Here is a 15375-nt window from a genome sequence, read left to right as displayed (position 1 = left end):
AAGGGATGTCATGCGTGATTTGTTTCGACAGGAAGCCACGGATCATCAGCGGGCGAAATGGGCGGGTAAGGCTTTATTGATAAACGGCTTGCCTGCCTGGTGCTTTGGTCTTTTATCGTTTTTATTTATTCTTGTTTTCCTCTCTTTTCTTATATTCAGTCATTATACACGCCGCATTAATGTTTATGGTGAAATCACCACCTTCCCCCGCTCAGTCAACGTGTTTGCGCCCCAACAGGGTTTTATCTCGGAACGCTTCGTCGAAGTGGGGGATGTGGTTAAAAAAGGCCAGCGTCTTTATCAGATTGATGTCAGCCGAGTGACGGATAACGGGAAAGTGAGCGCCAATACTCGCCTGGCGCTTGAAAACCAGTTAAAACATGTCGACAGCATCATTCTAAAGTTGCAAGACAACAAGCGTATGACGCTGGAAAATCTACGCGCGCAAAAAAAACAGTATGAATTGGCGCATATGCAGTCCAAACAGCTGTTGGATAATGCACGAGAGGGGGTGGCATTTGCTCAGGACAACATGCGTTCCTATAAGGAATATCAGCAACGCGGTCTGATTACCAAAGATCAGCTTAGCGGGCAAACCTATTCATTTTATCAACAACAAAGTCTGTTCCAAAACCTGCATAGTCAACACATTCAGGAGTCGTTGCAAATTACGAATTTGGAAAGTGACATCGTTACGCGCGCGGCAGATTTCGATAACCAAATTTCGCAGTACCAGTTTCAGCGCAATGATTTGCAACGGCAGTTAGCGGAAGCCGATGCCAGCGGCGCATTGATCGTGAATGCCCCAAGCGATGGCCGCATTGAGTCTCTCAGCGTTACGCCGGGTCAGATGGTCAATAGCGGTGACAGCTTGGTACAGATTATTCCACGTAATGGCGCGATTTATCAGCTAGTTTTATGGTTGCCGAACACCAGTGTGCCTTATGTTTCAGCGGGGGACGGCATTAACATTCGCTATGACGCTTTCCCTTATGAGAAGTTCGGTCAGTTTCCCGGCAGAATAGAAAGCATCGCTTATGTACCGGCCTCCATTCAAGAAATGTCAACTTACAGCAGTTCTCCCGTGCATCAACCCAGCGCGCAAACGGCATCTTTTTACAAGGTGACCGTTTCCCTGGATAAAACGCATATCAGTTACCAGGGCAAAGCGTTGCAGCTCACTAACGGCATGCGGGCTCAATCCACGCTGTTTCTGGAAGAAAGGCCTCTATATCAATGGATGTTCTCACCTTTCTACGATATGAAAAACAGCCTGATGGGGCCAATCAATGACTGAATCTTATTTAGACGCGCTAAAGGGCAAACTCAATTTGTCGCTGCGCCGCAAAGTGCCGCAGATCCTGCAAACTGAAGCCTCGGAATGCGGGCTGGCCAGTTTAGCGATGGTATGCCATTACCATGGTTTGCAAATCGATCTGTTTAATCTGCGCAGCCGCTACGGCTTTTCTTCACGCGGGGCGACGCTTTCCGCGTTGATTGACATCGCGAGCGCACTCAAGCTGCAATCCAGAGCGTTATCGCTGAATATCGATGAGCTTAAAGCGTTGAAAATGCCCTGTATTCTGCATTGGGACATGAAGCATTTCGTGGTGCTTGTCAGTGTCAGCCGAGGGCGGGCGGTGATCCATGATCCTGCCTTTGGCCGTAAAGTGCTGGAGTTGCATGAACTGTCGCGGCATTTTACCGGCGTAGCGCTTGAGCTATGGCCAGACAGTGAATTTCAGCCGATCAAACAGCAAAGCAGATTGCGCTTTCGTAAGCTGATGAGCAATGTGCGCGGCCTTAAGGGAGCCTTGCTAAAGATCTTCTGTCTGTCGATCGTGATTGAAGCGGTTAATCTGCTGTTGCCCGTTGGTACGCAGTTGGTCATGGACCATGTGATTTTGGCCGGCGATCATGATCTTTTAGCGCTGATTTGTATAGGATTGCTGTTCTTTATTTTATTCCGCACTGGCGTATCCATGTTGCGCTCGTGGATCTCTATCGTCATGGGCGCGTTGATAGACGTGCAATGGAAGGCGGGAGTGTTTGATCATCTGATGAAATTGCCGCTTTCCTTCTTTGAGAAGCGCAAGTTGGGTGATATTCAATCCCGTTTCGGCTCATTGGATACGATAAGAGCGACTTTCACTACCAGCATCGTCAGCAGCATTATTGATGGCATCATGTCTGTCGGGGTCTTTGTCATGATGCTGCTCTATGGCGGCTGGTTAGTTTGGGTGGTGCTCGGCTTTACGGCGATATACGTCATTCTCAGGCTGTCGACTTATCAACATTATCGGCAGCTGTCGGAAGAGCAGTTGGTGAAGGGCGCGCGGGCCGGGTCTCATTTCATGGAGACGTTATATAGCATCAGTACGTTAAAGGCGTTGGGGTTATCTGAAACCCGTTCACAGTATTGGCTGAATCTAAATGTAGAAACGATCAATGCGGGTATCAAGCTGACCAAGTTAAACATGATGTTTGGCGGTTTGGGGGCGTTTATTGCCACCTGCGATCAGGTGATCATCCTTTGGCTCGGCGCGGCATTGGTCATAGACAATCAAATGACGATCGGCATGTTTATCGCGTTTAACGCCTACCGTGGGCAGTTCTCGGAGCGTGCCAGCAGCTTGATCGACATGATGCTTCAGCTGCGAATGTTAAGCTTGCACAATGAAAGGGTGGCGGACATTGTGCTTTCGTCACCGGAACCGCAAATGCCCGCGCGTCAGCTCTTCACAAAAGGCAACGCCGCAGAGCTTCAGGTGCGGAATCTGCGCTACCAGTATGATCGTTTGGCGAAACCCATTATCACGGATTTGAATCTCAGCATTGCTGCGGGAGAAAGCGTGGCGATTGTCGGCCCCTCCGGCGTGGGTAAAACCACATTGATGAAGTTAATGTGTGGGTTGCTGTCGCCGGATGAAGGGGCCGTGCTGGTCGATGGTATGGATATCAGCAACATTGGCGTTAATAATTATCGCCAATGTATCGCTTGCGTGCTGCAGGATGACAAGCTGCTGGCGGGATCTATCGCTGAAAATATTTCAGGATTTGACGCCGAAATGGATCTGAAACGTATTGAGGCGTGCGCACGGCGTTGCAATATGCATGATGATATTCAAAACATGCCAATGGGCTACGAAACATTGATCGGCGAATTGGGGGGAAGCCTTTCTGGCGGACAGAAACAGCGTTTATTGATAGCCCGTGCGCTCTATCGTCGCCCCAGCATTCTGTTTATGGACGAAGCGACCAGCCACCTGGATCTCGATAATGAAACACATATTAACCGCGCTATTTCACAACTGAACATTACCCGCGTGATTATTGCGCACCGTCCATCGACGATTGCCTCTGCGGATAGAGTCATTCAACTCGGGTAACGTCAGCTTCGCTTCACCTGGCTTCTTCATCTCGACATTTTCGCTACACCAACCGCGTTGCTCCCCCTGTGGTGGGCCCATGACAAAAAGGGTTATCATAACGATAACCCTGGCATGAAATGACGCTTTAGGCGCTGAAGCCAACGTTAACCGGGGAGGTCAGCCGTGTGGCTTGCAGGGCCCCGATCAGTTCGAATCGGTATTGTTGTTGTTCCCCCACATGGTACCGCCGCCGTTGCTCCCGCCCCAGGGAATGCCTGATGGGCCAACAGAGCCGGGGGCACGATCGCCGGTGACATAGTTACCGACAGCACCGCCGACAATGGTGCCGACAACGCCGCCCGCCACGCCACCGATAGAGCCGATGCCACCGCCGATCGCTGCGCCGACAGTTTCCGCGGAAACCGTCAATGTACCGCTGCGATCTCCTGCACCGGAAATGATTGAACATTCTTCAGAGGTAAGATTGCGCATATTTGCTCCTTAATCATTAAATTTTCAAATAAGCCACGTTTATCATGCCGAGCGCTGCCCGCGATCGCTATTGAGCAATTTATGCGTGCCGATAACGGCAACGGCGATAAGGGCGTATTTCAAGAAGCGATTGAGGGTGAAATAATCCGCAATCGTGCCAGCAACAAGCCCAATTAAAATGGCGAACAATACAATAAGTGACTTTTTCATATGATGAACACGAATCTTCCTGTATTAGTTACTGTCGGCAGGATTGTTCGTCGATGTTTGTTTATTGCCACCCAACATGGATTCCACCATTTTGCCAGCGGTATAGGCGGCACCACCGATAACGGCACCGGCAACAGCGCCTGGGCCGGCACCGACACCGCCAGCCATGGCGCCGGTCATCGCTCCACCAACCGCGCCGGCAGCGACGGCCCCGCCCAGTTCCGCATAGCTGAAATCCCCAGCGGCTGCGATAAAGTTCACTTCATTAATCGTAAGTTCTCTCATAACGACTTCCTTATATTATTGGTTTTTGGTTTTTACAGTTTTCCGATACCAGAAAAATGCCACTAGCAAGGTTGAAAAGATAAAGGATTGAATGATTGTGCTGGTAAACCTCCTGTCTTCGGAAAAAAATAACGAATAAAAAATATCCATGAATGTGTAGTAAAAGCAGAACAAAAAAATCCAACTGCTGGGTAATTTCATCAGTGCCTCAATAGGTTTGAATGGCCAGGGGTATCTTCTCGCGTTATTCCAATGATGTGGACAACGCGCGCAGCATCCGCGACAGCGCTCGAAGAAGTTGAGCGTTGTTTAAAATGCTGTAATGCGTTTCTGCACAATAATTGAGTTGAACGTCATGAGAGGATTGCTTCTCCCAGCGTTGTGCAAGATTGGGGTGTTTACGCCGACGTTGCTGACTGAGCCAAAGCGTCAGCGGTATCGCTATCTGTGGCAGAGGGCCGGCGTTGTTCGTCAGATCAAAGGATTTTTTCAGCGCCCAACAAAAGGCTTCGGCATGTTCCAGCGTGATCTTCTCCGCAAGCACGCTCTGATTCAGCGCATAGTGCATTTTTATCTCGTTGGCGAAGCTGTCTATCGCATTCGTTTCTTGATGCCGACACAAATGACGCGCAATACCGAGAGAGTCGAACAGACTGAGGTAACTTTGCGCCACGCTGAAACCTCGATTCACTGAGGGTTGCTGGGCGGGCAAACCGCTGTCGATAAGCACCGCATGCGCAAAGGGCGCGCCTTGTTCCGTGGCCTGCGCCGCCATATGGACAGCTAATTGGCCGCCCAATGACCAGCCGGCGATAACGGCAGTGTCGCGTTTGGCACGCGGTATGGCCGCCAAATGGGAGGCGGCCAATCGCTGCAGGGTGAGTGTGTCGTCTGCGCCTGGCGCGGCCAACCCCGGGCTGGCGATGGTGATGATGTTGGCGCAGGCGGAAAGTTGTTTTGTCCACTTTGCATATTGATGCACCTGGCCACCGGCACCATGCACCAAATACAAGGTGGGCAGAGAGGGGCGATGGGCTGCGCCGGACAATATCGATAACGGCAAGGGCGAGTTATCGCGCAGACGCTCGGCAAGTTTATCGAGCTGTGAGTAGCCAAGGATTTCCGCCAGGGTTAATTCCACATTAAGGGCACGTTTGATGTTACCCAAAAACGTGATGCCGGAAAGCGAGCTGCCGCCATTGCTGAAGAAGCTGGCATAGGGGTCGATCTTGTCTGGAGCACAGCCTAACGTATCCGCCAACAACTCACGTAGCAGCATGAGTTCCGCGGACGCGACGGGAACAACATCGCTGGCCTGACTCCGTTCGGTGCCTGGCGATAGCAAGGTGCGATCCAATTTGCCGTTGCGTGAAAGCGGGAAACGTTCAATAAGATGATAGTGGGATGGCGCCATATACGCGGGCAATGCGGCCGTAACCTGCTCGCGTATTCTTTGCTCCGCCTGGACGCTGGCTTTCCCCGCCTCGGTCAATGTGAAATAGGCTTCCAGATACGGTGTGCCGTTCCTGGTTTCATCGCGACAGACGACGCACGCTTCAGCGACCAGTTCGCTGCTTTTGAGCGCGAATTCGACGTCACCCAATTCGACGCGAAAACCCTGCAGTTTCACCTGTTGGTCTTCGCGGCCGAGAAATTCGATGTAACCGCTGCGATGCCAACGGCCACGATCGCCGGTGCGGTACACGCGTTCTCCGGTGGTTGGGAGAAGAACAAAGCTGCCGGCGGTGGTTTGCCTATCGCGCCAATACTCGCGGGCAACGCCAACGCCACCGATATAAATGTCGCCGGTAACGCCGAAACCGCACGGCTCGAGTTTTTCATTCAACACCCACATGCTTTGATTCGGCAATGCGGTTCCATAGGGGATGGCGTTTCTGTAGTGCGTATCTCGTGTAAGCGGATGATAAATTGACCATATTGCCCCTTCGGTGGCACCGCCAAGGCTGGTGATGGTGGCGTTGGGGCAAAGCCGATGTGCTTCGGCGATCAGCCGCGGAGAGATACGATCGCCGCTCAGCCAGATATGCCGCAGTTGAGGCAGCGACAGGATGTTTTCTTGTGCGCAGTATTGCACCAGCATTTGCAAGATGGCGGGAACCGAGTTCCAGATGCTGATTTTCCGCTGGCGTATCGCATGTAGCCATGCTGACGGCTCTTTAGCGTCGTGCGGCGATAACACGGTTACCGATGCGCCGGCTAGCCAACTGCCGAACAGGTCATAGACCGATAAATCGAAGGCCAGGTCGGCGAGCGCCAATACGTTGTCACGATGTGAAACGTTAAACAGTTGATTCATGGTCAGCAAGGTATTGGTGACGGCGCCGTGTTCCATCGCCACGCCTTTTGGCGTGCCTGTCGTCCCCGATGTATAAATGACATAGGCGAGTGCTTCCGCTTCGCCTGGTGGGAAGGTTGCTGTGCCTGTGACAGGGGGAGAAAACAGCGCCTCCAGATCCTGAACGCGGGTTGTCTGCGGATAGCGGGCGCGATGGTGAGCCCGATTGCTCACAACCCAGGCGCAACCCGATATTCGCATAATGGCCGCTACGCGGGCATCCGGTAATCCTTCGGCCAACGGCAAGTAGGCGCGTCCGGCGAGGATCACGCCGAGCGCCGCAATAGCTTGATGAGCGCCGCGTGGAAGATCGATGGCGATGAGCGCGCCTGGGGCGGTATGGGCGTTCAGCCAATGCGCCACGAGGCCGGCGTGCCGCAATAGCCGATCGTAATGCCACACCTGATCTCCCTCGAACAACGCCGGGCGATCCCCATGCTGGTGGGCAGCGCGTAACAGCCGATCGGAAAGAGGTTGCCGCAAGCATACCGGCATCGCCTGCCCGACGGAGAGCTGCCGCAATTGCCGGTTATCGGCCATTGGCGCCAGCGAATAGTGGTCGACGGCCCGCGAAGGATCGCAGGCAATTTGCTGCAACAGCAATGCGTAAGCTTGCGCCAATCCGTTAATACGCTCCGGCGTAAACAGCTTGGCGTTGTATTGCCACTCCAACTGAATGCCTTCTGCGCCGGAAATCACTTCCAGAACCAGATCAAACTTGGGCGGCGCATAGCGTCTTGGCAGGGTGTTAACCTGCGCACCGCCAAGATTTAGCTCGTTGCTTTTGCGATGTTGGCAGACGAACATGATTTGAAAAATGGGGTGGAACTTGCCGCGCGTGGGCTTGAGTTGTTCAACCAGATAAGAGAAGGGCAATCCCTGATGTTTGAAAGCGCGCGCAAATTTATTCGCGTTCTTTTGCAGCAGCGCGGTGAAACTGTCGTCGCCAGTGATGATAAATTGGTGAGCGATCGTGTTGACGAAGCTGCCAACGGCGTCGTTTAACGTCGGCTCGTTCCTGTTGGCGATCGGGCTACCGATGACCACGCGATCCGTCGCCGATTCTCTGGCAATCAGTAACGCGAAGGCGGAGTGCAACAGCGTAAACAGCGTCGTACCGTTATGTTTGGCTAACTGGGCCAGGGCCGACTGCAGTTCGTTCGTCAGCGATGTTCTGACGATATTCTGTGTTTTGCCTGCCGCGGTGATGGCGATATCGTATTCAAGCGCGTGTTTTTCCGGCGCACCATCCAGTTCATCGCGCCAAAACGCCATGCTGTCATCGACATTGGCGACGGCGAGGAAAGGGTCTTCAAGATAGCGGAAAAACGCCTGGCCGTTGTCATAATGCCAATGCTCTTCGTACGCTTGATAGTCACGGCTCAGTTCATCCACCAGCAAATTGGCCGTCCAGCCGTCGACCACGCAATGGTGGAAGGTCAAGAACAGATAGTGGTGCTGCGCGCTCTTTCTCAAGATCCGACAGCGCAGAGGATACTCAGCCGCGAGGTCAAAGGGGATCGTACACTGGGCGTTAAGCGCCGCCAGCATATTTTCTTGCTGCTCTTCACTGTTCAGCCTGCTGATGTCCTCGAGGCTGTGTTCGAAAATGGTTTCATCAGGATGCACGATGTCAACGGTGATGGCTTCACCGTCTAGCCGGTAGCGGCCGCAAAGCGCACCGTGCCGCTTGAGCAGTTTTTTCAACGCGGCGAGCAAACGCTCGGGTTCAAAGGGCCCCAGGATCTCTTTAGCGATCGGAATGTTATACAGCGGGCTGTTCTTGGTGAAGTTTTCATACAGCCACAGGTATTGCCCCGCGTAGTGATTGACGGTGTAACAAGGCTTCTCGCCGGTGTGCCGCTCTGAATTGTCCGGCGTACAGACAGATAAAAATGCGGTGATGTCTTCCTGCACCGCACTGAGTGCGGCGGCGTCAACATGCTCAATGGTTTGGCGTCGAGGCGACAGCTCGCCGAATTTTGCTCCCTGTTTCGCCATTTCCATCAGATTGATCAAGCCGATGACGCTCATCAGTGCGCTCCTTCCATGTTGACGTCGATAGTTTTCGCTGTTCGACCGCTTTTATTCGGGCGTTTGTCGCTGTGGGCGGAAATCAAATTCAGCCAATGCGCTAAGCTACACAACTGCACTCCCGGGTTTCTCCGCTGCGCCATTGTGAAGGCGGCGCGATGGTCGATATTCTCCCCATCATCGAAACCGAAGATCCTCAGTACGCAGCCGTTCAATCGCTCATTGGCCGTATCGAACCGAATGTGCGGGAAATAACCCAGCCGCGCAGAGAGGGCTATCAACTCTGTAACGCCGGCGTCGACGGCTTGGCGGCGCGCATCGACTTTATGCAGCAACAGTAGTCGCTCATGTCGGAAATCGCGTAGCAGGCCTTGCGTGAGTCTGGCTCCGCCGGCCGTATCATGCATAAAGATCATGTGGTTAACTCGGCCGGGCAGGGTGTGCAGCAGGGCCGAAAGTGCATCAAGCCAACTGGCATATTGAGTGGCTTCGTTCGGTACGTTGAATATGGCCGCGTTCAGCGACCATTCAGCAGGCAACGGCAGCGCCTGCGGTGACAGAATGTCCACATAGCGTTTGTCGGCGAGGGCGGCCAATAAAAGCCGTTCATCTGTGCCTTCGGCAGATTGAATAAACAGCCTGCTGCTGGTCGGCGCCTCGGTTGATAGACAGCGGCCGATAGCGCAACGGATGTCCAGATGCTGCGGATCCAGACCATAGCGTGCATGGGCCAACTGCGTCAGGTGTCGGCAGAAATCGGCGAGTCTTGGATGTTCAAGAATGTCGCTCAGGTTCAGATCCAACCGACAGTGGGCGTTAAGCACGTTAATGATTTTTATGGCCTGCAGGGACTCGCCGCCGAGCGTGAAGAAGTCGCCATCGTCACTGCCCAGCGTCGCCAGCCAAACTTCATGCACCAGGGTGTTGAATGTCGTCGAACGCAACTCCCGTGTGGGTTCAGGCATCCGGGATTGTCTCTCCAGGGTGCGATAATCAATCTTGCCGTTAGCCAGTTTGACCAGCGGCGTTGGATGATGCACGAAGCGCTGAGGAATATGGGCATTGGGCAGTTCGCCGTACAGTGTGCGGCGCATTGCCTCACTGAGCGGCTGCCGGCTGTGATAATGCGCGTACAGTTCCGTTCCCGCGTCGCCGCTTTTGGCCAGTACGGCAATCTCGACAATGGAGGGCAAGCGGGCCAGACAGCTTTCTATCTCACCCATATTGACGCGCTGCCCGGCGATTTTCGCTTCACGAATTTTGCGGCCAAGGAACACCAACTGCCCATCTTGGCGCTGGCAGGCGATATCGCCGGTACGAAAGGCGGGCATGAGATGGCCGTTGGCCTCAAGGGTGACGAACTTTTCCGCGCTCAGCGTTGGCTGATGCCAATATCCCAGGCCGACGGTCGCTCCGGCTATCAGTAATTCGCCGCTGCAGCCGAGCGGCAACGGCCTGAGATCCTCGCCGACGATCGCCGTGTATATACCATCCAGCGGTGTGCCTATCGTCACGGCGGCGCCATCGTTTTTGATTTCTGCGGCCGTCGCCACCACGGTTGTTTCGGTTGGGCCGTAGGAGTTGAATAACTTCCTGCCTTTGGGGTAGTGCGCGAACCAGCGTTCTTTGGCTCGCGGTGAAAGGCTTTCGCCGCCGATGATAACGGTAGTGACGGCCGGCGGTAGCGTCTGTTCACCACCGGAGGCGAACAGCATTTCATTAAAGTAGGCGGTCGGCAGATCCAACAGGCTGATTTGATGATCGTCGCAGAATGTGAAGAAAGCGGCAAAGCTGTGCTTGACGGTCTCGGGGGCGATACACAGGTGGGCGCCGGCCCCCAGCGTCATGAAAATTTCTTCGATGCAGGCATCGAAATGCAAGGGCGCAAATTGCAACACGCGTTCGTGCGGTTGAATGCCATAGCATTTTATCGCCGCATCGACAAAAACGTTGAGAGCATGTCGGGCGCCTATCACACCTTTAGGCATTCCCGTCGAACCGGAGGTAAACATGATATAGCTGGTTCCGACCGGGAACGCCGGCGCCTCAGTCGATGTTTGCCGGCGAAACACGGTGAAGTGTGCGAAATCCGTCGGCATATTGAGTGTCGATGCGCGCCAATGCGCCAATGTGCCAGGCTCGGAATGAACGGAGGGACGCGTGCGATCGGTAATCAGGATAGCGTCGCTAAACTGTTCAAGCAGTTGACGGTAAGCCGCTCCATCCCCTTTGGCATTCAGGTTGACGAAGGGCATTTTCAATTGCAACGCAGCAAGCATGCAGATGATGGCCTCCGGCCCTTGCGGCAAGTCGAGCAACAGTACGGTATGTGCGGCGCGAACGGGAGCCAGGACATCGGCCAGCGCACGCCACTGCTGCTGCAAAACGGCATAAGACAGCGTTCTAAGCGATGACGAAGCGTGTTCAGGCGTGAGGATCGCCGTGCGTTGCGGCGCTTGAACGACGGCACGATCGATACGCTGCATGATATCGACCACATTGTCGTTGGCTGTTTTACCCAGCAGCGAGAGCGGGAAACGTTGTCGCAATGCCGCGACGGAAAGATTTTCCGGATCGTCGTACAGCAAGGTGCACAAGGTCTGTATCCCCTGGCTGTGCCGCACCAGACTGGCCGCATCGTAAAGCCCTGAGTCGGCATCGATCTCCAGCCGCAGCGTTTGGTTATCGAGATCGGGACGCATGTTGAAGACCAGATCCTGCGCGCCTCCTGAGCGTAAGTTACGAATTTCACTACGCTGAGCGGGAGAGAATGAGGCTGCCGCTTCAAAGGGAATGATATTGACCACGATGTTGAACAACGGCGAGCGGCTGGCGACGCTCCTCAGACTTTTTATCTCTTCGTAACGAAACGCTTGATGTTTCTTGAGTTGCTTGAGCGCGTGTTCAATGGTTTGCGCCAACTGTCGGCATGAGGCGGTGTCCTCAATATCGAGAGTCAAAGGAACAACGTTGGTCTTGCAGGTTAGCGCCTGCCTCGACAGGGCGTCTGTTCGCGCCATCATAGGGACGCCGATCGTTTGCTGCTTCTCGCCGGTACATAAGTACAAATACGCCATCACCGCTACAAAAGTGCGCGCCAGCCAAGAAGGATGTTCGGTTTGCAGCGCAAGGCGCTCGGCAGGATAGGGCAACGACGTCACATGGCGGATGGTCTGTCCCGAGGGAATATTGGCGCAGGCTAATGTCATCGGGTCTGGCAGTGAGGCGCTGGCCGCTTGCCAAAAATGTCGGTCTGCTTGATAGGCGGCTGACTGTTTATACTCAGATTCAGCCCCGAGCAAGGCATCGATCGCCGGTACGTCTTGCGGTTGTTGTGTCTGGTCTCGGTAGGCCTGCGCCACTTGATGGATCAGCAAATAAGTGCCGTAACCATCAAGCAGCAGATGGTGGCTGCAGAAATACCACAGAAAGCGTTTCTCACCCAGCCTGATGATTTTTTGTCTGAATAACGGCGCCGCGTTCAGCGAGAAGGGGCGCTTAGCATCCGCTTCCATTAATTCGATAGCGGTGGCCATATCGTTGGCGCTCTGCGAAAGATCTACCCATTCCACTGAGATATTGGCGGTGACGGAATATTGATAAGGCGTGCCGTTATCCTCATCAAACAGAACGTGCAGCGTAGGGGTTTGGCTGACGACACGATGAATAGCACGTTTCATTCTTGCGATATCGAGAGTGTGATTTATTTCGACATATTCCGCGATATTATAGCTCGATTTGTCATCGCCGATCTTGGTGCCATAGTAAAATCCTGCCTGTGAATCCAGTAATTGATGTTTGCTCATTGCCTCATCCCTGACAATTATTTTTCTTTATTTTTTACAGTCATCAGTCTGCCCGTTCGGCGGGAGCGCCACACAACCGTGCGGCGTTCTACGATGGGGTGAACTCTTTTAAGGTGTTCCAAACATAAATGCGCGCTGCCTGGCTTGCAGCAAAAATCTAAAATACACAGCGTGCCGCCCTCATCCCATTCTGAGTTATGGAGAAGAAACTGCGGGTCGTTAATAAATCGACTCAGCGTCTCATCTCTCAGGTAGGCCCAGGTTATATACCCTATCGGGTTATCCAAATGGTCGAATAATATTTTAAATTGGTTTTGATTAATCGCTTCCTGAGTCCATAGCTGCAACGTTTTTATATGGTACAAACTGTAATTTTTATTCATCAACATACAGTTAACGGCGAAGCCCAGGCTCTCGTATTGACTGAACCTACTTTTACCCTGCTGGTTTTCTTTGATAAAACTCACGAAATATCCTCAGCGTTGTTATTGTAATACGTTGATCGCCTGGCGCTCGAAACGGTCGAGATAGGTTTGCAATTGTTCGGTGATCTCGCTGACTTCGCCGCGCCAGCCGGCAATTTCTTGAAAAATCACTTCACGGCGCATGAACGTGCGGGAACCCAACCTTCTGGTGACGGTCTGCTTCATCGCCAGTTGTAATCCGGCGGAGGTTTGAGCTGCTGATGTTTCCTGAAGGTATTGCGCGTATAACCGACGGAACGCCAGAGAAAATCTCTCCTCCGCGGTCGTACCCTGTTGTTCGGCGGGAACCCTTACGGGCGCGTCGATGAGCCGGTGCAACAGGGCAATCGCCGGATGAGCATTCCCCAGGCCAAGACCTTGTCGACGGGTAAAGACGCCGGGAGCCAAATCGAACATTTTTTGCAAGCGTTCGCCTAAGGCGAACCACTCGGCGGTGAGAGGCAGGCGTTGTAAAAATGCAGGGTCAAAACCCGCCATACCGAGATTATCCAGCAGGCAGGCTCGTTTATAGGCCATGTTGAAGGCCGCACCGATGCCTTGGTGCGCTGCCGCGAGAAATGCCGGGCCGAATTGATGTTTGGCTAAATAAAAAGCGAGATCTTGCAAGCCTCTCAGCAACAAAGGGGCGTCTTCATTGAGCTTGTTGTGTTGAATGTAGCTGCGCCCGGGATCGCGACGTTCTGCGGGAAAAACACTGCGAACACCATGAAAGTCCAGCAGCCTGCCGGCCATATCGCAATTGGAGGGTGAGGTCATCATCACCAAATGCCGGGTGCGGCAGTACGCGATCTGCGTCGCGAGACGCCGGGCAAGCTCGCAGAGCCCGTAGAATGCTTGTTCTTCCTGGGGCAATGCCAACCAGCTTGCGGCGTCAAACTCCGGGGGACGAGGCAGAAAAGCCGGTGCGGCGACAATCAGCTTTTCGACCCGCTGAATATCCGAAGGCTGCCTTTGCATTGCATCATGAGGATGATAGTAGGGTGCGCGGCAAAAATGTGCAGGGCGCACGACGGGCTCACGCACCAGCAACGCCTTGCGGTTATGGGGACTTCTCGCCGATTCAGGAGAGATGGCGGCTAAGGGGCTATCGGTCAACAAGATCGCCTTATTGGGCACGGCACCGTAAGGCAGCAGTTTGGCCATGACGTTCCCCCATAATGCCTCCAATACTGCGCCGGTCATCGTCAACTCACCATCGACATGCTTTGCCCCTTGACCGACTAACGCATTAGCCCCAATACCTTTAACCTGCCAACGCCCATCAAAGCCACAGCGTGCTCCGCCGCCGTTGCGCGAAATAGCGCCGCCGCCATAACGTTCGGCGAAAAAGACTTTTTCATCGTTTAAGCGCGGCGTACCGTCATCAAAAATAGCATGGCGATTATTTTCTTCGATGAGATAGCTGGTCTCTTTTTTCAGTTCGTCTTGTTCGGCAGGGCTTAATGCATTGTGCCAGAGTAATTGAGAACCTGTCTTTTTTGCGACGAAAGGGATCAAGCTTTCGTGAAGCATGGCGAGCTTTGTCATTTTTTAATCGTTATTTTTATTGGTGCAGAGTAAGTTAAATCCCGGCCTTATTGCACAAGGAATAATAAGACTGTTTTTTTAATTTGATGAATCCGGTGTTGAAAGTGAAGACGAAGGTGAAGGGCGGCCACCGCCACTGCCATTCCAGGTTGGGCCCATAGGAACCTGTGGAATAGCAACGTTAACCGGCATGTGTGGTGCGGCTTGAATAGCTATTTCCGTCCCGACGCCCACAGCTAAGGATACGGGGGTGGGTAATTTCGCTATTGTGCTCAGGCTACCGACAATGAGCGAAGTCGGATTATAAGAGTCGTTGCCGTCAGATCCGTTAATACATGACAATTCAACTTCCGTTAAGGCTCTCATTTAAACTCCTTCTTGCGAGAGGTGATAGATAAAACAAGCGAAAAAATAATCGCCATCGGCAAACCATAACTGGCCGTGGTTTTAAGGGCGGCCGTATCCAAAAGGATCGCCTGGCGCTGCAGGCAGTAGTCTAAAAATACGGCAAGGGGAAATATCAAGAACAGCATAACGATGTGGTACGCGCGCACGCCTTTTTTCTTCGCGTTTTTATAGATCGCACTGATAATGAGGATGAAAATGACAATAAGAACTATTTCCGTTATAAGGTGCAATTTGATTAGCTCCATTAATCAAAATTTACATCAAGTTACATTGGGTAACCTGATAAGTCAACAGGGTATTTTATGATTCCTCTTTATTTATCATGGCATTGAATTAATTAATCATAAAATGATTACTTTTTGTGACTATGTGTCGATGATGAAAAATAAAGATGTCAAAGA

10 protein-coding genes are annotated in these 15375 nt (G+C 52.9%); 2 read left to right on the top strand and 8 right to left on the bottom strand.

Translation table 11 applies throughout. The features are described from left to right. The first annotated feature begins 10 nt into the window (after positions 1-10). Together ACMGGK_RS11950 and ACMGGK_RS11945 are read left to right on the top strand one after the other, a co-directional pair. Positions 11-1297 carry an HlyD family secretion protein gene (locus tag ACMGGK_RS11950; RefSeq protein ID WP_016927851.1) on the top strand — a complete coding sequence of 429 codons (1287 nt, stop codon included), beginning with the start codon at positions 11-13 and terminating at the stop codon, positions 1295-1297. Beyond that, positions 1290-3389, top strand: a complete 2100-nt coding sequence (locus ACMGGK_RS11945; RefSeq protein WP_016927850.1) for a peptidase domain-containing ABC transporter — start codon at positions 1290-1292, stop codon at positions 3387-3389. Before ACMGGK_RS11950 ends, ACMGGK_RS11945 begins: the two co-directional genes overlap by 8 nt. A gap of 186 nt (positions 3390-3575) precedes the next feature. Here the strand turns inward: ACMGGK_RS11945 and ACMGGK_RS11940 are convergent, their stop codons facing one another. The 8 genes from ACMGGK_RS11940 to ACMGGK_RS11905 all read right to left on the bottom strand — a co-directional run bounded on the left by ACMGGK_RS11940 (position 3576) and on the right by ACMGGK_RS11905 (position 15219). Continuing rightward, positions 3576-3863, bottom strand: coding sequence for a hypothetical protein (locus tag ACMGGK_RS11940; RefSeq protein ID WP_025302730.1), 288 nt, complete (start codon positions 3861-3863; stop codon positions 3576-3578). 42 nt (positions 3864-3905) lie between these two features. After that, complete coding sequence (locus tag ACMGGK_RS11935; protein WP_016927849.1) at positions 3906-4073, bottom strand: hypothetical protein; 168 nt, start codon at positions 4071-4073, stop codon at positions 3906-3908. Between the two features lie 24 nt (positions 4074-4097). Beyond that, entirely contained in the window at positions 4098-4358 is a 261-nt protein-coding gene (locus ACMGGK_RS11930; protein WP_016927848.1) for a hypothetical protein, read from the bottom strand. A gap of 244 nt (positions 4359-4602) precedes the next feature. Continuing rightward, entirely contained in the window at positions 4603-8748 is a 4146-nt protein-coding gene (locus ACMGGK_RS11925) for a non-ribosomal peptide synthetase (RefSeq protein WP_420276923.1), read from the bottom strand. Beyond that, positions 8748-12554, bottom strand: coding sequence for an AMP-binding protein (locus ACMGGK_RS11920; RefSeq protein WP_420276922.1), 3807 nt, complete (start codon positions 12552-12554; stop codon positions 8748-8750). The genes ACMGGK_RS11925 and ACMGGK_RS11920 overlap by 1 nt, the downstream gene beginning before the upstream one ends. 17 nt (positions 12555-12571) lie before the next feature. Further along, on the bottom strand, positions 12572-13021 hold the full coding sequence (locus tag ACMGGK_RS11915) for a toxin-activating lysine-acyltransferase (RefSeq protein ID WP_025302733.1): 450 nt from the start codon (positions 13019-13021) through the stop codon (positions 12572-12574). 18 nt (positions 13022-13039) lie between these two features. Beyond that, a complete protein-coding gene (locus tag ACMGGK_RS11910) occupies positions 13040-14566 on the bottom strand; it encodes a hypothetical protein (RefSeq protein ID WP_016927843.1) in 1527 nt (508 codons plus the stop codon). Between the two features lie 362 nt (positions 14567-14928). Then, complete coding sequence (locus ACMGGK_RS11905) at positions 14929-15219, bottom strand: hypothetical protein (protein WP_049298970.1); 291 nt, start codon at positions 15217-15219, stop codon at positions 14929-14931. Positions 15220-15375: the final 156 nt, after the last annotated feature.

The sequence above is a fragment of the Serratia sp. BNK-33-b genome (assembly GCF_048684565.1).
Taxonomy (GTDB): domain Bacteria; phylum Pseudomonadota; class Gammaproteobacteria; order Enterobacterales; family Enterobacteriaceae; genus Serratia; species Serratia marcescens.
Note: the sequence above shows the minus strand (reverse complement) of the source record. Positions and strands in the feature narration are given on the sequence as shown.

What these genes read in the sequence shown, in the direction of transcription:
- ACMGGK_RS11950 (WP_016927851.1), top strand. Translation starts at nt 11, where the DNA reads ATGCGTGATTTGTTTCGACAGGAAGCCACGGATCATCAGCGGGCGAAA.
- ACMGGK_RS11945 (WP_016927850.1), top strand. Translation starts at nt 1,290, where the DNA reads ATGACTGAATCTTATTTAGACGCGCTAAAGGGCAAACTCAATTTGTCG.
- ACMGGK_RS11940 (WP_025302730.1), bottom strand. Translation starts at nt 3,863, where the DNA reads ATGCGCAATCTTACCTCTGAAGAATGTTCAATCATTTCCGGTGCAGGA.
- ACMGGK_RS11935 (WP_016927849.1), bottom strand. Translation starts at nt 4,073, where the DNA reads ATGAAAAAGTCACTTATTGTATTGTTCGCCATTTTAATTGGGCTTGTT.
- ACMGGK_RS11930 (WP_016927848.1), bottom strand. Translation starts at nt 4,358, where the DNA reads ATGAGAGAACTTACGATTAATGAAGTGAACTTTATCGCAGCCGCTGGG.
- ACMGGK_RS11925 (WP_420276923.1), bottom strand. Translation starts at nt 8,748, where the DNA reads ATGAGCGTCATCGGCTTGATCAATCTGATGGAAATGGCGAAACAGGGA.
- ACMGGK_RS11920 (WP_420276922.1), bottom strand. Translation starts at nt 12,554, where the DNA reads ATGAGCAAACATCAATTACTGGATTCACAGGCAGGATTTTACTATGGC.
- ACMGGK_RS11910 (WP_016927843.1), bottom strand. Translation starts at nt 14,566, where the DNA reads ATGACAAAGCTCGCCATGCTTCACGAAAGCTTGATCCCTTTCGTCGCA.
- ACMGGK_RS11905 (WP_049298970.1), bottom strand. Translation starts at nt 15,219, where the DNA reads ATGGAGCTAATCAAATTGCACCTTATAACGGAAATAGTTCTTATTGTC.